Genomic DNA, 18,697 nt, shown 5'->3' on the forward strand with positions numbered 1-18,697 from the left:
GCGACGTGCCCGACATCCGGCGACAGCTTCTGGCGGCGTTCGACCTCGAGCACCGCGAGCACCTCCAGGCGATCCGCCAGGCCATAGCGGCCGGCGGCGAGGCCGACACGCGCGAGATCTTCCGCCGGGCCCACAGCCTGAAGGGCGCCGCGCGGGCGGTCGACCTGCCCGCCGTCGAGGAGCACGCCCACGCACTGGAAAGCCTGTGCGCCGAACTGATGGACGGCCAGCGGACGCTCGACGCCGAGACAACGGCGGCGCTTGAGGGCCTGCTCGACGCTGTGGAGGACGCCGCCGGCGCCGCCTACGCCCCGCCCGCGCCCAAACCGGCCGCGACTGCCGCACCGGCCGCCGACGAAACCGTGGAATACGTCCGCATCGACGTCGAGGCGGTATCGGGCCTGTCGCGCGCCATGCAGACGCTGTCGGGCGACGTGCTCGACCACGGCGCCATCGACGAGGATCTGCGCCGCCTCGCCGCCGACGCCCGCAAGCTGGAACGCCGCTGGCGCGACACGCGCGGCGGCGCGGCGGTCCGGGCGCGCGAGGTCGAGCAGGGCCTGAAGGATCTGTCGCGCGCCCTCAACGAACTGTCGGTGCGCCGGGTGCGGGCCGGCTGGGCGCTGGACCAGGGCCTGTCGGACCTGCGCGGCCGGGTCGAGGAGATAAGTCAGGCCCCGGCCGAAACCGTGTTCGGCGGCTTCGCCACCATGGTCCGCGACATCGCCCGCGAGGCCGGTGTGCCGGTCGACGTGCGCGTCACGGGCCTGGACACCCGCGCCGACCGCCGGGTGCTGCAAGCGCTGAAGGACCCGGTGATGCACCTGCTGCGCAACGCCGTCAGCCACGGTCGCGAGACGCCGCAGGCCCGCGCGGCCGCCGGCAAGCCCGAGCGCCTGACCGTGGTCATGGCCGTATCGGCCGCTTCTGGCCGGCTACGCATCGACATCGCCGACGACGGTCCCGGTCCCGACCTCGCCCGGCTGGAGGCCGCCGCCGTCGAGAAGGGGTTGATGCCGCCCCGCCCCGAGGGCGCGCCCGCCCCGACGCCCGAGGAGCTTCTGGCCCACGCCTTCGCGCCCGGCGTCTCCACCGCCCAGGGCGTCGACAAGCTGGCCGGCCGCGGCATGGGCCTGTCCGTCGTCGCCGAGGCCGTGCGCAAGCTGCGCGGCGAGCTGCGCCTGACCGCCGGTCGCCCCTGGGGCGCGCGGGTGGCGCTGTCGACCCCGCTGTCGGCCGCGCGGCAGTCGCTGCTGTTCGTCGACATCCAGGGCCGCCAGGCCGCCCTGCCCTCGCTGGGCGTGCGCCGACTGTTGCGCCTGGACGCCACCAGGCTGGAAACGGTGGAAGGACACCCGGCCGCACGGATCGCGATCGACGGGGACGACGTTATCGTCCCAATGGTCCCGCTTTCCGCTCTCCTGTCCGGCGTCGCCGCCGAGGTTCCCGTCCACGCCGGCGCCGTGTCGGCCGTTCTGCTCAGCCACGGCCGTCGCCATGTGGCCCTGGCCGTCGACGCCCTTTGCGACGTGCGCTCAGCCCTGGTCGAGGACCTGGACGCCGACGACCTCGACGCCGACCTGATCGCCGGCGCCGTGCAGCTGGACGACCAGGCGCCGGCCCTGGCGCTCGATCCCGACGCCCTTGTGCGCCGCTGGCTGCGCGACCAGCGCCAGCTGGCCGCGAGCGGCCTGGGCTTTGCCGAAGAGGCCGAGGACGCCGACGAGACGACCCGGACAATCCTGGTGGTCGACGACTCCATCACCACCCGGACGCTGGAAAAGAGCATACTGGAGGCCCAGGGCTATCGCGTGCTGCTGGCCGTCGACGGACTGGACGCCCTGAACCTGCTGCGTTCGGGCCAGGCGATGATCGACCTGGTCGTGGCCGACATCGAGATGCCGCGCATGGACGGCTTCTCGCTGCTGCAGGCGGTCAAGGCCGACGCGGCCCTGGCCGCCACGCCGGTGATCCTGATGACCTCGCGCGCCGACGCCGCCGACGTGCGCCGCGGCCTCGATCTGGGCGCCGAGGCCTACATCACCAAGCAGAAGTTCGACCAGCGCGAGCTGCTGGCGGCGATCGGGCAACTGCTGTGAAGGCCTCGGGCAAGCCCGTGCGGGTGATGATCGTCGAGGACTCGATGGTGGTGCGGGTCCTCCTGACCCACATCGTCGAGCGCGACCCGCGCCTGACCGTCGCCGCCGCCGTCGCCTCGGCCGAGGAGGCTCTGGCCTGCATCGCCAGCGTCAGGCCCGACGTGATCTCGATGGACATCCGCCTGCCCGGCATGGACGGGCTGGAGGCCACCGCGCGGATCATGTCGGATCATCCGACCCCGATCGTCGTCATCGCCGACGCGGTCGAGGACGCCTCGCTGAAGATCTCGATGAACGCCCTGCGGGCCGGCGCCCTGACGGTGGTGGAGAAGCCCGTGGGCCTGGCTACCGACGGCTACGAGCGGCTGGCCGACACCATCTGCACCCAGCTGTTCATCATGAGCAGCGTGCCGGTGATCCGCAGGCGGGCCATCGGCGGCGGAGCGCGAGCCCCGCGCGAGGCCGCGCCCATCGCCACGGCCGCCGACTTCCAGGACCTGGGCTACCTGGCCCTGGCCGCCTCGACCGGCGGTCCGCCGGCCCTGGCCCGGGTGCTCGACGCCCTGCCGGCCGACTTCCCCGCCCCGATCCTGATCGTCCAGCACATGGGCGCGGCCTTCATGGAAGGTTTCGCCGGCTGGCTGGATGGGCTGTCGCCGATCCGCATCGCCGTCGCCAGGGACGGCGAGCTGGCCCTGCCCGGCCGCGCCTATGTCGCTCCCGGCGACCGCCACCTGACCCTGACGCCCGGCGGCGTGCTGCGGCTGTCGGGCGCCGCGCCCGTCAGCGGCCAGCGACCGTCGGCGACGGTGCTCTTTCAGTCGCTGGCCCGGTCGGTCGGCTCGCGCACGGTGGCGGCCTTGCTGACCGGCATGGGCGAGGACGGCGCCAAGGGTCTCTCCGAACTGCGCGCCGCCGGCGGCTTCACGATCGCCGAGCACGAGAGCAGCGCCGTGGTCTACGGCATGCCCGCCGCCGCCGTGAAGCTGGGCGCGGCCCGCGCGGTGCTGAGCCTCGACCTGATCGGCCCGCGCATCGCCCAGTTGGCCAAGCGCCGGGAGGACGCATGACCGCTTCCGTCCTGGTCGTCGAGGATTCCGAAACCCAGGCCCTGCGCCTGCGTGGCCTTTTGGAGGCCGAAGGCTTTTCGGTGTCGTGCGCGACCAGCGGCGAGGCGGCGCTGGAACACCTGAACGCCCACCTGCCCGACCTGATCGTCGCCGACTTCCACCTGCCGGGCATGGACGGCCGGGAGCTGTCGCGGCAGATCCGCCTCAACGGCCGCACCCGCGCTCTGCCGGTGCTGATGCTGACCGGCGCCCGCGAAAGCGACCTGGAGCGCCAGGGCCTGGAAAGCGGCGCCGACGCCTATGTCGCCAAGTCGGCCGACCCCAAGGTGGTGATCGTGCGGCTGAAGGCGCTGCTGCGCCGGGCCCGCGCCGAGACCGCCGCCCCCAAGGCCTCCGAACCCTTCCGCCGCGCCCGGGTGCTGGTGACCCATCCCAGCGCCACGCTGCGCCTGCGCCTGGGTCACCTGCTGGAGCACGACGGCTACGAGGTGGCGACGCTGGAGCGGCTGGATCCCGACGCCGCCGCCCTCGACGGCGAGCTCGACGGCGTGGTGGTCGGCGTGCGGGGCGGCGATCGCGACGACCTGGCGCTGCTGGCCGCCCTGGACGCCCGCCGCGCGCGCCTGCCCGCGCCGTTCCAGCTCCTGGCCTTCGGCGGCGAGGAGACCGACCGCGACCTGCTGACCGACGCCCTGGAGGCCGGGGCCGACGACGTGGTGCCCGCCTCGGCCAACGACGAGGTGGTCCGCGCCCGGGTCCGCGCCCAGTTGCGTCGCAAGCTGATGGCCGACGAGGCCCGCCGCAGCGCCGGCCAGGCCCGCGCCCAGGAACTGGCGCTGGCCCGGGCCGAGGCCCGCGCCGCCGTCGCCGACGACCTGGCCAGCGCCAACCGCCAGTTGAAGGACGCCCAGGGGCAGTTGGTCCAGGCCGCCAAGATGGCCTCGCTGGGCGAACTGGTGGCCGGCATCGCCCACGAGATCAACAACCCGCTGGCCTTCCTGCTGGGCCACCAGGACACCGTCGAGCGCCTGGTCGCCGCGGCCGCCGACGAGACCCCCTCCCCCGGCCTCGACAAGGCCAGGGCGCGCCTGGCCTCGATGCGGGTGGGCATGAAGCGCATCCAGGATCTCGTCCTGAACCTGCGCAAGTTCTCGCGCCTGGACGAGGGCGACCGCCACGTGCTGGACGCCGCCGACTCCATCGAGACCGTGCTGGCCCTGCTGACCCACAAGCTGGGCGACGGCATCGAGGTGCGCCGCGCCTACGCCGCCCGCAACACCCTGGAGGGCTCGCCCGCCCTGCTGAACCAGGTGGTGATGAACATCGTCGGCAACGCCGCCGACGCGCTGGAGGGGCCCAACGGCGGCCAGGGCGTCATCGCCGTCACCACGCGCGACGAGGGCGGCGACTTCGTTATCGTGATCGAGGACTCAGGCCCCGGCGTGCCGGCCGACCTGCGCGACCGCATCTTCGAACCGTTCTTCACGACCAAGCCCGTAGGAGCCGGCACGGGCCTTGGCCTGGCCATCGCCTACAACGTGGTGCGCGCCCACGGCGGCGCGATCGCCATCGACCAGGGCGACCTGGGCGGCGCGCGCTTCACCATCACCATTCCGCCACCTGCCAACGACGGAGAAGGCCGATGAGCGCCTCGGGGGGAGAACGCCCGACGATCCTCGTGGTCGACGACGAGCCCGACATCCTGGTCGCCCTGGAAGACCTGTTGGAAGACCGCTACCGCGTGCTGACCAGCAACGCGCCGGGCAAGGCCCTCGACATCCTCGCCCAGGAGCCGACGATCGCCCTGATCCTGTCAGACCAGCGGATGCCCGGCCTGACCGGCGACCAGTTCCTGGCCGCCGCCCGCTCGATCAGCGACGCCGACTCCATCCTGCTGACCGGCTACGCCGACCTGTCGGCCGTGGTCGCGGCCCTGAACCTGGGCGGCGTCAGCGGCTATGTCGCCAAGCCCTGGGAGCCCGAGGCCCTGCGCGCGGCAGTGGCTGCAGGCGTCGAGCGCACCCGCCTGCGCCGCGCACTGCGCACCGAGCAGGCCCTGCTGCGCGGCCTGATGCACAGCATACCGGCCGTCATCGCCTTCAAGGACGCGCAAGGCCGGGTCGTGCGCACCAACGCCGCCGAAGAGCATCCCTTCGCCGACGCCCCGCAGGCGGCCGAGGCCCTGGCCGCCGGCCAGCCGGTGCAGGTGGTGACCGAAGAAGCCACCCTGGCCGGCCCGGTCTGGACCGAGCGCCAGTACGTGCCGCTGCGCGACGAGGCCGGCCACCTGCTGGTCATCGAGCGCGACGTCACCGACCAGAAGATGGCCGAGATCCGCCTGCGCCAGGCCGACAAGCTGCAAGCCCTGGGCACCCTGGCCGGCGGCGTGGCGCACGACTTCAACAACCTGCTGACCGCGATCCTGGGCAGCCTGGAACTGGCCGGCCGTCGCCTGCCCGACGCCGAGAAGGTGCGGCGCTATCTCGACAACGCCAGCCTGGCGGCCCGCAAGGGCGCGGCCCTGACCCACCGCCTGCTGGGCTTCAGCCGCCAGCAGGAGAGCCAGCCCAAGGTGGTCGACGTGGCCGACACGCTGATGGGCATGGACGCGATCCTGGTTCGCACCCTGGGCGGCGCGATGCGCATAGCCTGGGACCTGCCGGCCGACCTGTGGTCGGCGCATGTCGAACCCGACCAGCTGGAACTGGCCGTGCTGAACCTGTCGGTCAACGCCCGCGACGCCATGCCTGGCGGCGGGGTGATCTCGATCAGCGCCCGCAACTTCGCCATGGCCGGCCCGACCGCTCGCCACGACCTGCCCGACGGCGACTACGTGCTGGTCACCGTGCGCGACACCGGCGAGGGCATCAGCCCCGAACTGATGGCCCGGATCTTCGAGCCGTTCTTCACCACCAAGCCGGTGGGCAAGGGCACGGGTCTGGGCCTCTCCATGGTCTACGGCTTCGCCCAGCGTTCGGGCGGGGCGATCGACATCGAGAGCCAGCCTGGCGAAGGCACGGCGGTGAACCTCTACCTGCCGCGCGGCTCGGGCGACTGCGGCCCAGGCGAGGACTGCGCGCCGGCCGAGACCGCCCTGGACAGACAGCCGTCGCGCACCGTGCTGGTGGTCGACGACGATCCGACCGTGCGGGCGGTGACCGTGGCCATGGTCCGCGACCTCGGCCACCGGGTGATCGAGGCCGAGGACGGCGAGCAGGCTCTGCGCAAGGTGCGCGAGGCCGGCCCCGACCTGATGATCGCCGACTTCGCCATGCCCGGCATGACCGGCCTGGAACTGGCCCGCGCGGCCGAGGACCTGTCGCCGGGAATCCGGGTGATCCTGGTCACCGGCCACGCCGACGTGACGCCCGATCGGACCGACCTGTCGATGGTGCGCAAGCCCTTCGAGAACAGGGAACTGGCCGACCGCATCCGCTCAGTCCTGGCCGGCGCGTAAGTCGACATTCGAACAATGTTCGATTGAATCTCAGACGTTCAGCTTGAGCATAGCCAAGCACATGCGCGTCGTCCTGACGCAGCAATCCTGCCTTTTCATCGCCTTATCTGAATGGTTAACGACGCCCCGTGGCGCGCTGAACGCCCCACGACGCGAAACGATCCATAGGATGGCGACATGCATTTTCCGGCGCTGAAGAAGCTTCCTCCCCAGGCGCGGATCGCCCTGGGTCTGACGGTGCTCTTCGCGCCGATGGCGGGTCTGGCGATGGAAAACCCGCACGCGAACCGGGCGGCTCGGCCGGCGGTGCAGGCCCTGCTGAACAGGCTGGACGAGGCGCCGCCCCAGCCCGTGCGCATGGAGACCGTCTGGAAGGGCGCAGATGTCGACGGCGACGGCGCGCCCGACTTCGCCAATCCCACGGGCGCAGCCCCGCGCGAACATGACGACTTCGGCGACGGCGCGTTCGGCGCCCGCCGCGACGGCGGCTCGCGCAAGCACGAGGGCGTCGACTATGTCGCCGCCGCCGGCCAGGCCGCCAAGGCCCCGATGTCGGGCTATGTCACCAAGATCGGCTATGCCTACGCCGACGCACCGGACCTGCGCTTCGTCGAGATCACCAACCCGGCCCTCGGCTACGTGGCCCGCGCCTTCTACGTCGACCCCGACGTCGAGGTCGGCCAGACCATCCGCCTGGGCCAGGTGATCGGCAAGGTCGCCAGCCTGCAGAAGCACTATCCCGGCATCACCGACCACGTGCACCTGGAGGTCATCAAGCCCGGCGGCCGGCGGATCAACGCCGCGGCGCTGATCCAGCCGAAGCTGGTGGCGGCGGCGTAAGCGCTCCGTCGGACTTTTAAACCGTAAAACCCCCGCGAAAGCGGGGGCCCAGGTGTTTTACCGTCGAGCGCCGAGGGCTTCAGAAAAAGCCTGGGTCCCCGCTTTCGCGGGGATTTTACGGAAGAAACGAGCGCCCTCTTACTTCCCCTCGTCCGCGTAGATCGCCGTGCCCCGCCCCTTCGCCGTGGCCCAGCCCCGGTACATGCCCGAGCTGTTCATCGGGAAGGCGACCTCGCCCCTGGCGTCCATGGTGATCATGCCGCCGTCGCCGCCGATATCGCCGATGGCCTTGATCGTGGCGTCGCCGGCGGTTTTCAGGTCCTCGCCCTTCCAGGCGATGCGGGCGCAGACCTGGTGGGCGGCGCTGGTGCGGATGAAGTATTCGCCAGAGCCCGTGGCCGAGACCGCGCAGACGCCGTCCTGGGCGTAGGTCCCCGCGCCGATGATCGGCGAATCCCCGATCCGGCCCCACTTCTTGCCGACCATGCCGCCGGTCGAGGTGGCGGCCGCCAGGTGGCCCTTGGCGTCGATCGCCACGGCGCCGACCGTGCCGTAGAGGTGGGTGGGATCCAGCGCCGCCTTCTGCTTGGCGCGCCAGGCCTCCAGCTGTTTCCAGCGCTCCTCGGTGCGGAAGTAGCTGGGATCGACCTGCTCCAGCCCCTGCTCGACAGAGAACTTGTCGGCGCCCTCGCGGGCCAGCATCACGTGCGGCGACTTTTCCATCACCGTCCGGGCCAGGCTGATCGGGTGCTTCGTACGGGTCACGCCCGCCACCGCGCCGGCCTTCAGGGTAGCGCCGTCCATGATCGAGGCGTCCAGCTCGTTCTTGCCTTCGGCGGTGAAGACCGCGCCGCGGCCGGCGTTGAACAGCGGGTTGTCCTCCAGCACCTTCACCGCCGCCTCGACGGCGTCGAGGCTGGAGCCGCCCTTGTCGAGCACCGCCGAGCCGGCCTTCAGCGCCGCGTCGAGGCCGGCGCGATAGGCCGCGTCCTTCTCAGGCGTCAAGCTGCCGCGGTTGATCACCCCTGCCCCGCCGTGGATGGCCAGCGACCAGTCGCCGGCAAAGGCCGGAACGGCGGTCAGCGAGGCCGCGAGCGCGGCGGCGGCGATGAACTTGGACATGGAGCAGCCCTCTTCGGATTCGTCGCCGCCAAGGTGGACCGCCCTTTCCCGCAAAGCAAAGCCCCGGCGCTTGCGGCGCCGGGGCTTATCAACTGTGCGTGGTCCTCGTCCTTCGACGCGCTCAGGGTGAGGACCAAGGCAAGGCTCGTGCATTCAAGTTCCTCACCCTGAGCCTGTCGAAGGGCGAGGAACTTGCGCTCCTTACTTCCGGGTCAGCACCACCGGCTGGCCGTCGTACTCCACCGTCAGGTCGGCGGCGGCGTCGAAGTCGCTCGGCCTCCCGCCTTTGCCGATGAAGCGGACCTTGAAGGTGCGCTTTTCGACCAGACCCTTGAAGCTGCCCGAGCGGGCGCCGATGGTCACCCGGCCGGTCGCATCGTCATAGGAGATCGGCGTGCGGGCCCAGGCGCCGCGGGCGTAGCCGTTGGACAGGCCATCGTCTTCATACAGTTCGTACTTGCCGTCCTTGCCGGTGAAGATCAGCAGGGTGATCGGCGCGTCGGGCTTCTCGCCGACATACTGTTGGACGACCGTGGTCGGCACGATGGCGCCGGCCTTGACGAACAGCGGCATGCGGGTCAACGGCGCGTCGGCCTTGACCGTCTGGCCGCCCTTGAAGGCCTTGCCGGTCTCGAAGTCGTACCAAGTCCCGGCCGGCAGGTAGACGCCGCGCGAGCGGGCCTTGAAGGCGGTGACCGGGGCGACCAGGAAGTCCTGGCCGAACAGGTACTGATCGTCGACGTTCCGGGCCTTGGCGTCGTTCGGATAGTCCATCACCAGGCCGCGCATCATGCTGCCGTCGCGATGATAGGTGTCGGCCGCCAGGGTGTAGACGTAGGGCATCAGCCGGTAGCGAAGCTCGTCGTACCAGGCCAGCGACTTGTAGACCTCGCTGCCCTCGTCGGCGAGTTCGTAGATCTCGCGGAATGGCAGCTCGCCGTGGCTGCGGAACAGCGGGCTGAAGGCGCCGAACTGGAACCAGCGCAGGTTCAGCTCCTGCCACTCGGCCCAGTGGGCGGGGTCCTTGGTCTCGTAGCGCTTCTCGACCGAGAAGCCGCCGATGTCGGTGGTCCAGTTGGGGATGCCCGACATCGACAGGTTCACGCCGGCCGAGATCTGGTCGCGGAAGTCGTCCCAGCGGGCCACCACGTCGCCGCTCCACACCGCCGAGGCGTTGCGCTGCAAGCCGCCAAAGCCCGAACGGGTCAGGATGAACGGGCGGACGTCGGGGCTGTCCTTGATCTCGCCTTCATAGACGCCGCGGGTGTGCTCCAGCGCGTAGCTGTTGAAGTATTCCGCGCCCGGGCCGAGCGCCGTGGGGCTCATGCGCAGGGTGCGCTCGGGCACGTCGACGTTGGAGTGCAGGTCGGGCTCGGAGGCGTCCATCCACCAGGCGTCGACGCCATAGACCTTCAGGTCGCGCTTGACCTGTTTCCAGTAGATGTCGCGGGCTTCCTGCGAATAGGGATCATAGAACGAGTTCAGGTAGCCGGGACCGACCCAGTCAAGCGCGCCCTGCTCGATATTGCGGTGATACATGTGACCAGCCGCATCGAGCTCCTTGAAGTTGTCCGTGGTCGGATAGAACTTCGGCCAGATCGAGATCATGAAGTGGGCGTTCATCCCGTGGATGTCGTCGACCATCTTCTGCGGGCTGGGGAAGCGCGTTTCGTCGAACTTGTGCGTGCCCCACTCGGGATCTTTCCAGTAGCGCCAGTCCATGACGATGTTGTCGAGCGGCAGGCCGCGCCTGCGGTACTCCTTCACCACGCCGACGATCTGGTCCTGGGTCTCGTAGCGCTGGCGCGACTGCCAGAAGCCGTAGGCCCAGCGCGGCATCATCACCGCCGAACCGGTCAGGTCGCGATAGCCCGAGACCACCTGATCCAGGTCCTCGCCGCCGATGTAGTAGTAGTCGATGGCCTTGCCGACGTCCGAGGTCAGCTGCAGCGAATGGCGGTCGAGCGCCGGCATCGGGTCGTTGTGCAGAAGGCCGATATAGCCGTCGTCGGGCGTCCACTCGACGCGCACCTTGTGCTTCTTGCCCGGCGTCAGCTTGGCGTCGAAGTTGTGATACCAGGGGTTCCAGTTCTGCCGCCAGCGGTCGATGACCAGCTGGCCGTCCAGCCACACCTTGGCGTAGCCGCTGGAATAGAGCTTGAAGTTGTGCTCGCCGGCCTTGTCGGTCTGGACGAAGCCTTCCCAGGTCACGGTCTGGCCCGGCAGGTTCTTCTTGGCGGCGTCCTGCAGCTCGCTCGGCCAGTTCGGCAGGTCCTTCAGGAAGCGGTAGTCGATGTCCTTCTCGACCCGCGTCACCTTCAGCTGGCCGTTCTGGTAGTATTTCGCAGTGAAGCCGCCCGCCTTGCCGTCGGCGTCGAAGACCTTCAGGTCGCGCGAGGCGACGTCATAAGGGACCGGATTGCCGAAGCGGGTGATCGAGTTGTTGTCCCAGAGCAGGCCATAGCCCTTGGACGACAGCAGCATCGGCACGGCGATGGCGCGGTTGTATTGCAGCAGCTCCACGTCGCGGCCATTGTAGTTCATCTGGCCGTTCTGGTGCTGGCCCAGGCCGTAGAAGGCCTCGTCCGTGCCCGGATTGAACTGCTGGCGGACGCTATAGAAGTCTTGTCCCTCGACCTTCACCGGCGTGAACGCGCCGCGGTCGCGCTCGGCCAGCACCTTGCGGCCGGCGGCGTCCAGGAAGTCGACCGTGCCGTCCTTCAGCGAGACCTGCGCGGTCGCCCTGGCGGTCTTCAGCGTCAGCACTCCGCCCTTCTCGTCGACGGTGAAGCCGCTGGTGACCGGCTTGGCCGTGACCATCAGGCTGGGCGGGTTGTCGAAGGTATCGGTGGGAGAAGCGGTGACGTGGATGATGCGCTCACCCATCACCTGCAGGCGAACCTTCTTGGCCGGGCCCGAGGCGGGGGTCACGACCACGCCGTCGGCGGTCTTCTCGAAGCCGCCGTCGAGGGCGAAGGCGCTGGTCGAAGCCAGCAGGGAGAGGGCCAGGCCCGCATAGAGGCTGCGCATGTCTTCGTTCTTCCCTGTTCTCGTTCTTTTATCTGGGGCGAAACCCTCATCCTTCGACAGGCTCAGGATGAGGGTTCGGGTAGGCTCGGGGTCGGCAATGATCCTCATCCTGAGCTTGTCGAAGGACGAGGATCACGCACCGACCTAGTAGGTCGCCAGCTTCACCTTCAGGATCTGGGGCAAGGTGGTCAGGTTCAGGCCGTAATCGACCTGGTCGCCGTTCCACACGCGGTCGAACACCCACTGGCCCTTGTCGTCGAAGTGGCCTTCCTCGACCCGCGAGACCATGAACCGCTCGCCCTTGGCCGAACCGAAGGTCAGGCGAGCGCGATAGCCGGTGATCAGGAACTCGTCGGGCGACAGCTGGGCGATCAAGGCGCCGGCGTCGGGGACCTCGCGGTCGGGCTGCTTCTCGGCCTTGGCCATCCATGGGGCCTCGATCGAGCCGAACTGCCATTCGCCGTAGGTGACGCGCACGTTCCAGCGGCCGCCCAGGTCGAGGGTCTCGGGCTTGCCGCCCTCCTGCTCGCCCACGCCCCAGACCTTGCCCTCGTAGGACAGGCGGGCCCACTCGCGCGCCATCGGCGACAGCAGGCGGTAGTGGACGGCGAAGTTCTCCAGCGTCTTGGCGTCGACCGTCTTGGCGCCCAGCGGGTAGTTGGAATAGCCGGTGAAATCGAGGCCGAACGGGGCGAAGCCGATGCCCTGGTGACCCAGCACGTCGTAGATGTAGCGGGCATAGGCCTTGTCGCTGCCGATCTCGGGCACGAACAGGGCGTTGTCGGGACGGCCGTACTGCTCCAGCGTCTTCCGGACCTTCTCGCTCTCGCGCATGTAGATGTCGGGGGCCAGGGCGTCGATCGACGGCGCGGCGGCCTTCCAGACATCGAGCACGTTCCAGGTCGGGCCGCCCGACGAATAGGTGAACGGGTCCTGGTCGTTGAAGGGGTCGCGCAGGGCGGCGTTGACGTACATCGGCAGCGGCAGCACCTGCTTGCCGGCGGCGGCGATCTCGTCGACGTAGCGGCCGATCGACCAGGCGTAGAAGAACTCGTCGGCGTCCTTGCCGAACACTTCCTTCCAGGTCCCCGGCTTCTTGTTCATCGCCTTGACCAGATCCTTGGGCACGGGGCCGTCGAAGATCTTCTGGGCGGTCGGCGAGAAGTCGCGGATGGCGCTGTAGGCCCCGACCTCGTTCTCGGGCTGGACCATGATCACGGTGTGGTCCGGATCATTGGCCTTGATGAAGCGCATCAGCTCGACGAAGGCCTTCTTGTCGGCCTCGAGCGTCGCGCGGAAGTGCGGCGACAGCGAGTTCTTGACCTCGCCCTTGCCATTGACCAGGCGCGGGAAGCGCTTGTTGTCGAGCTTGACCCACTCGGGGGCGTACTGCGGGCCGTTATTCTTCCAGGTGGCGAACCACAGGATGACCAGCTTGGTGTCGTTCTCGCGCGCCTGCTTGAGCAGCAGGTCGAGATAGGAGAAGTCGAACTTGCCCTCGACCGGTTCGATCTGCTCCCAGGCGATCGGGATCTCCAGGGTGTTGGCGTGCAGGGCCTTCACGGCCGGCCAGACCTTGGGCATCTGCGAGGGATAGTTGGCGGCGTTGTTGGCCTGGACGCCCAGCATCAGGAACGGCTTGCCGTCGACCAGCAGGGCATGCTTGCCGTCCTTGGTCACCAGCTTGGGCAGCGGGCCTTGCGCGAACGACGGCGCAGCGACGGCCAGGCTGAGGATAGCGCCGACGGCGGCAAGGCCGTGCTTGCCCCACTTGGGCTTGCGGGAAAACGTCACGCGGGGAACCTCCATGCTGGCGAGCCGGTCTGGAACCTATGCCTGCGTCGGTCGCCCGCGGCGGAAAGTAAGCGCTGTCAATCGGGATGGACATCCCCTCGCCTCCTCCCGTTCCGGCGGTCGCGCGAGAGACTTCAGCCCCGCCCACTCGTTACCGCTACCATTCTTATAAATACGACAATTAACGGAGGCGGCCGCGATTGCAACCGGTTTTCGCCTGCTCCGGAAGGGGCGGCGCACCGAGCAACTCTTTGTAACGATGAGACAAAAGACAAAAAAATCCGCGCATCGCCGCAGGAGCGATGCGCGGGAAAAGAAACGCGCGGTCTCGGGGAGGAGAGTTCGCGCGATGCGCTGACGACCGAAGGTCACCAGGACGAAAAGCGATCCGAGATCGCCCTCCGCCGATGGAACGATACGTATAATCATACAAATGAAGAGGCAACCCTTTTTGTTCGCCTCGAGGCCATTCCAAGCAAGAAAAAACCGCGGATCGCCAAGGCGGTCCGCGGCTGCAGGAAGGCGCGAGTTCGGGGAGGAACCTCGCGGTGACAGGCCCGCCCTCCCCCGAAGGAAAGAGCGGGCGCCGCCGGATCAGAAGTCGACGCGCAGGGTCGCCGAGACGCGACGATCGACCAGGATGCTGTCGCGCGGACGCGTTTCCTTGCCGAAGAAGGTGTCGCGCTGGGTGTCCGTCAGGTTCACGCCTTCGATGGTGAAGGCCATGTGGTCGTTGATGTCGTAGGTCGCCGAGGCGTCCAGCTGGCCGAAGGCCTTGCTGTAGACCGGCAGGTTGCCCGTGCCGTTGCCCGAGGTGGTGCGAACGAAGTCGTCACGCCAGTTGTAGGCCAGGCGGAACGAGATCGGACCCTTCTCGTAGATGCCGACCACGTTGTAGCTGTGCTTGGACAGCCCTTCGAGCGGCACGTTCGGCAGGTCCACGCCCGAGGTGTCGCGCGCCGTGGGGTTCGGCGCCGAGCTGTCGACATAGGTGTAGTTGGCCTGGACGCCCAGGCCCGACCACAGGCCCGGCAGGAAGTCGAAGAACTGGTTGTAGCCGACTTCGAAGCCCTTGATCTTGCCGTCGTCGCCGTTTTCCGGACGCGTGATGTCGAACAGGGCGGTGCGACCGTCCGGGAAGACGATCGGCACGTCGCTGCGGGTGACGTTGTAGATGAAGCCGTCGACCTTCTTGTAGAAGGCCGCAGCGTACAGCATGCCCGTCTTGTTGAAGTACCACTCCAGCGAGGCGTCGAACTGGTCGGCCTCGAGCGGACGCAGGTTCGGGTTGCCGAAGGTCACCGAGTTGCGGCCCTGCTGGGTGCTGCCGGGCTGGCCGATGTTGGCGTTGGCGTTCAGCTGGTTGAAGGTCGGACGCGACAGGCCCTTCGAGGCAGCCAGGCGCAGTTGCAGGTCTTCCTGCAGGTGGATCCGCAGGTTCAGGCTCGGCAGCGCCTTGGTGTAGGACTGGGCGACCTCGACCGGCGAATAGATGGTCGTGCCCGAAGTCTCGCCGACCTGACCGTAGTTGACGATCGGCGTGATGCCTTCGAAGCCCGACGAGGTCACGTTGGTGCGGACCACGCGCAGGCCGACATTGCCGTCGACCGGGAACTGGCCGGCGTCGAAGCCGAAGCGCGCCACGCCGTACATGGCGTAGGTCTTCTCTCCTTGAGTGTTGGTGTCGGCCGGGCCGTAGCCCACGCCTTCCGACAAGCCCAGGGCGTTGAGCGTGGCGCGGTAGTCCAGCGCGATCGAGCGCTTGAACGCCACCGTGGGACCGAAGGAGTCGACCTTGTCACGGAAGAAGTTGTCGAACTGGTTGACCTCGTAGAGGTTCGGGTAGTTCGACAGCGGGCTGAAGAAGCCCACGAAGCGATAGGTGCTCGAGCGGGTCACCGCCTCGCGGTCGGTGTAGCGCATGCCGACCTTGATCGAGCGCAGAATGCCCGCGTCGGCCGGCTTGTATTCTGCGTCGGCGCGCCAGGCCTTCTCGGTGCCCACCGACTTGTCGATGTGGTCGAGATAGTAGCCCAGGTTGAAGTTCGACGGGTTGCTGGCATAGCCGGACGGGCCGGTGGTGATCACCGGGATGTCGCCCGAGATGTCGTGGTTGAACACCGGGATCGTGGCGCCGACGTTGACGATCGAGCGCACCGAGTCGGTGATCGCGCGGACGTACTGGAAGTCGGTGCTGAGCGTCAGGTCGTCGGTCGCGTCCCACTTGCCGCCGATCGAGTAGTCGGTGGTGACCGAGTGGCGCTGGGTGAAGCTGGTGTTGGAGTCGTACGGCACATTGGCGAACGAACCGCTGATGAACTCACCGTTCTCATCGAACTTGAAGGTGCTGCCGGCGACCGGAAGGATCGAGTTCGAGCCGGTGTAGGCGAACACCGAATAGTCCTGCCATTCGAACTTGTAGTCCGAGTGCACGACCTGGCCGTAGATCTCGGTGCGGTCGTTCGGACGCCATTGCAGGCCCAGCACCCCGCCCTTGCGGGTACGGTCGCCCAGGGTGGTGTTGACGCCCGCGCCGTGCGGCACGGTGACGGTCTTGCCCTCGTAGCCGGGGTAGTTGACGTAGTTCGCGTCGCCCGGCTTCAGGGTGTAGAACGGCTCGGTCGAGATGGTGTCCTGGCGGAACGCGCCCTTCTGATAGGCGATGTTGGCCAGCACGCCGATCTCGCCGATGCTCGTGTTCCAGCGGTCGCTGACCAGCAGCGAGGCCGACGGCTTGGTCTTCTCGACGAAGTCGTAGGTGTTGGAAGTGATGCTGGCCGAGAGCTTGCGACCCGAGAAGTCGAACGGCATGCGGGTGCGCAGGTTCACCAGACCGCCGATGCCGCCTTCGATGAGGTCGGCCGCCGGGTTCTTGTAGACGTCGACGCCGGCCAGCACTTCCGAAGGCACGTCCTCGAAGCTCAGGCCGCGGCCTTCGCCGGCGGTGAAGCTGTCACGACCGTTGATCTCGGTACGGACCTGGGTCAGGCCGCGGATGGCGATGTTGGCGCCTTCACCGTAGTTGCGATCGATCTGGATGCCCGGGATGCGCTGCAGCGCCTCGGCGACGTTGCGGTCGGGCAGCTTGCCGATGTCGGTGGCGACGATCGAGTCGACGATCTGGCTGGCGTCGCGCTTCATGGCCTGGGCCGAGCGCAGGCTGGCCCGCACGCCGGTGACGACGACTTCTTCGACAGCGGTGTCAGACTGGGCCGTGTCGGCGGGCGCTTCTTGCGCGAAGGCCGGTACGGCGGTGAAGGCGGCCATGACGATGGCCGAAACGCCGGCCAGTTGCGCACGGCGCGTGAAATTGGGGTGCCTCATGCTTCCCTCCCATGATCGTCGCCCCAGCGCTCTCAAGGCGCAGTGGACGTTTGTTGAACTTGTGGTCGAAACGGGACAGCGCTGTCTTTTCGCTGCCGCGCGGGATGGAGCGACCTATATGATACCGGTAACTCGCAAGCAAGCGATCAAAGGATTAATGTGATTAATCCCGACACAGTGGCCCCCAAACCACAGCCTACCCGGGGGCGCGTGAAACATTCGGCCGTATTGGCGGCTAGCCGCCGGCGTTTGCGTGGGCCGATATTATATTATAAATGCTGCGCCGCCGGCTGGACCGTCGGCGACGTTTTAGGGACGGCCATGAACCACGGGATCGCAGGCGGACGCAGCCGAGGGCGCGACGCCAACCAGAACTTCTCCCAGGCCGACCGGGAACATAGCTGACATGGTCGCGTCCGATCCCTCCATCACCATCTTCGGCGACTGGGGCACCTCGCGCCTGCGCCTCTACCTGCGCCAGGGCAAGAGCGTGCTGGACCGTCGCGACGGCCCCGGCATCGGCTCGCTGAGCGCCTCGCCCGAGCAGACCTTCCTCGACCTCGTCGGCGACTGGCGTGAAGTCGGGCCCGAGACCATCCTGCTGTGCGGCATGGTCGGCTCGCGCAACGGCTGGATCGAAGCCCCCTACGCCCCCTGCCCCGCCGACGCGGCGGCGATCAGCGAGCGGCTGGTCAGGGTCGAGGCCCAGGGCCTGACCGTCTCGATCGTGCCTGGCCTGTCCTGCACCAACCCGCTGGGCGGACCCGACGTGATGCGCGGCGAGGAAACCCAGATCCTGGGCGCCCTGGCGCTGAACCCCGAGCTCAAGACCGGCCGCCACCTGCTGGCCATGCCCGGCACCCACACCAAGTGGGTGGTGGTCGAGGACGGCGCGATCGCCAGCTTCCTGACCGCCCCGGTCGGCGAGACCTTCGCGGTGCTGCGCGAACACTCGATCCTGGCCAAGGCCGCCGCCGGCGACGCCCCGGCGACGCCGGAAGGCTTCGACCTGGGCCTGTCGCGGATCACCGACAAGGGCGCGGCCCTGCTGCCCCACCTGCTGTTCGAGACCCGCAGCCGCCAGCTGATCGACGGCCTGCCCAAGGCCGACGCCATGGGCTTCCTGTCAGGCCTGCTGATCGGCGCCGACGCCGCCGGCGCGGCCGGCTGGTTCGGCCAGCTGGGCAAGGTCGCCCTGATCGGCGCCCCCACCCTGAACGCCCTCTACGCCAAGGCCATCAAGGCCGCCGGCGGCGACAGCTTCGAGATCGACGGCGACGCCGCCGTGCTCGCAGGCCTGTCTTCCCTTTCATCCTCAATCACGCGTGATGCCCATGTCCTTGCCTGACGCCCCGCCCATCGTCGCCATCCTGCGCGGCGTTAAGCCCGACGAGATCGTCGAGATCGCCGGCGCCCTCGTCGACGCCGGCATCGGCTATATCGAGATCCCGCTGAACTCGCCCGAGCCGCTGGTCAGCATCGGCAAGCTCTGCGAAGCCTACGGCGACAAGGCCCTGTGCGGCGCCGGCACCGTCCTGACCCCGCAGGCGGTCGACGACGTGGCCGCGGTCGGCGGCAAGCTGATCGTCACCCCCAACATCGACGCCGACGTGATCTCGCGCGCCGTCGAACTGGGCCTGACCGTCATGCCCGGCTTCTCCACCCCGACCGAGGCGTTCGTCGCCGTGAAGGCCGGCGCCAAGGCGCTGAAGCTCTATCCGGCCGGCTCGTTCGGCCCCGGCCACCTGAAGGCCGTGCGCGACGTGCTGCCCAAGGACATCGAGATCTACGCCGTCGGCGGCGTCGGCGCGGCCAACCTCAAGCCCTGGCTCGACATCGGCGTGGCCGGCATCGGCGTCGGCGGCGAGCTCTACCGCCCCGGCTACACGGCGGCCGAGGTCGGCGAGCGGGCTCGCGCCCTGGTCGCGGCCTGGACTGCGCAGACCGCCGGCTGAGCCGTC

The 18,697-nt window shown here is 68.6% G+C and carries 11 protein-coding genes; 7 read left to right on the forward strand and 4 right to left on the reverse strand.

Annotation, left to right across the window (positions count from 1 at the left end; genetic code table 11):
• Positions 1–5 precede the first annotated feature (5 nt).
• The 5 genes from ACODR1_RS06015 (at position 6) to ACODR1_RS06035 (ending at position 7,466) form a co-directional block, all read left to right on the forward strand.
• Positions 6–2,099, forward strand: a complete 2,094-nt coding sequence (locus ACODR1_RS06015) for a hybrid sensor histidine kinase/response regulator (protein ID WP_488879632.1) — start codon at positions 6–8, stop codon at positions 2,097–2,099.
• A complete protein-coding gene (gene cheB, locus ACODR1_RS06020) occupies positions 2,096–3,169 on the forward strand; it encodes a chemotaxis-specific protein-glutamate methyltransferase CheB (protein ID WP_488879633.1) in 1,074 nt (357 codons plus the stop codon). Before ACODR1_RS06015 ends, cheB begins: the two co-directional genes overlap by 4 nt.
• Entirely contained in the window at positions 3,166–4,815 is a 1,650-nt protein-coding gene (locus tag ACODR1_RS06025) for a response regulator (protein ID WP_488879634.1), read from the forward strand. Before cheB ends, ACODR1_RS06025 begins: the two co-directional genes overlap by 4 nt.
• Positions 4,812–6,626, forward strand: coding sequence for a response regulator (locus ACODR1_RS06030; protein ID WP_488879635.1), 1,815 nt, complete (start codon positions 4,812–4,814; stop codon positions 6,624–6,626). Before ACODR1_RS06025 ends, ACODR1_RS06030 begins: the two co-directional genes overlap by 4 nt.
• 177 nt (positions 6,627–6,803) lie before the next feature.
• Positions 6,804–7,466, forward strand: a complete 663-nt coding sequence (locus ACODR1_RS06035) for a peptidoglycan DD-metalloendopeptidase family protein (protein WP_488879636.1) — start codon at positions 6,804–6,806, stop codon at positions 7,464–7,466.
• A gap of 138 nt (positions 7,467–7,604) precedes the next feature.
• On the opposite strand, the gene ACODR1_RS06040 is transcribed toward ACODR1_RS06035, so the two are convergent.
• From ACODR1_RS06040 to ACODR1_RS06055, 4 genes are all read right to left on the reverse strand, one after another.
• Positions 7,605–8,588, reverse strand: a complete 984-nt coding sequence (locus tag ACODR1_RS06040; RefSeq protein ID WP_488879637.1) for an isoaspartyl peptidase/L-asparaginase family protein — start codon at positions 8,586–8,588, stop codon at positions 7,605–7,607.
• Between the two features lie 201 nt (positions 8,589–8,789).
• Positions 8,790–11,618, reverse strand: coding sequence for a TIM-barrel domain-containing protein (locus ACODR1_RS06045; protein WP_488879638.1), 2,829 nt, complete (start codon positions 11,616–11,618; stop codon positions 8,790–8,792).
• Between the two features lie 144 nt (positions 11,619–11,762).
• On the reverse strand, positions 11,763–13,412 hold the full coding sequence (locus ACODR1_RS06050; RefSeq protein ID WP_488879639.1) for a DUF5597 domain-containing protein: 1,650 nt from the start codon (positions 13,410–13,412) through the stop codon (positions 11,763–11,765).
• 594 nt (positions 13,413–14,006) lie between these two features.
• Positions 14,007–16,736, reverse strand: a complete 2,730-nt coding sequence (locus ACODR1_RS06055) for a TonB-dependent receptor (RefSeq protein ID WP_488879640.1) — start codon at positions 16,734–16,736, stop codon at positions 14,007–14,009.
• Between the two features lie 406 nt (positions 16,737–17,142).
• Between ACODR1_RS06055 and ACODR1_RS06060 the strand changes: the two genes are divergently transcribed.
• Entirely contained in the window at positions 17,143–18,084 is a 942-nt protein-coding gene (locus tag ACODR1_RS06060; RefSeq protein WP_488879641.1) for a 2-dehydro-3-deoxygalactonokinase, read from the forward strand.
• Positions 18,071–18,691, forward strand: a complete 621-nt coding sequence (locus ACODR1_RS06065) for a 2-dehydro-3-deoxy-6-phosphogalactonate aldolase (protein WP_488879642.1) — start codon at positions 18,071–18,073, stop codon at positions 18,689–18,691. Before ACODR1_RS06060 ends, ACODR1_RS06065 begins: the two co-directional genes overlap by 14 nt.
• The last annotated feature ends 6 nt before the right edge of the window (positions 18,692–18,697 follow it).

This window comes from Caulobacter sp. FG7, from assembly GCF_057808875.1.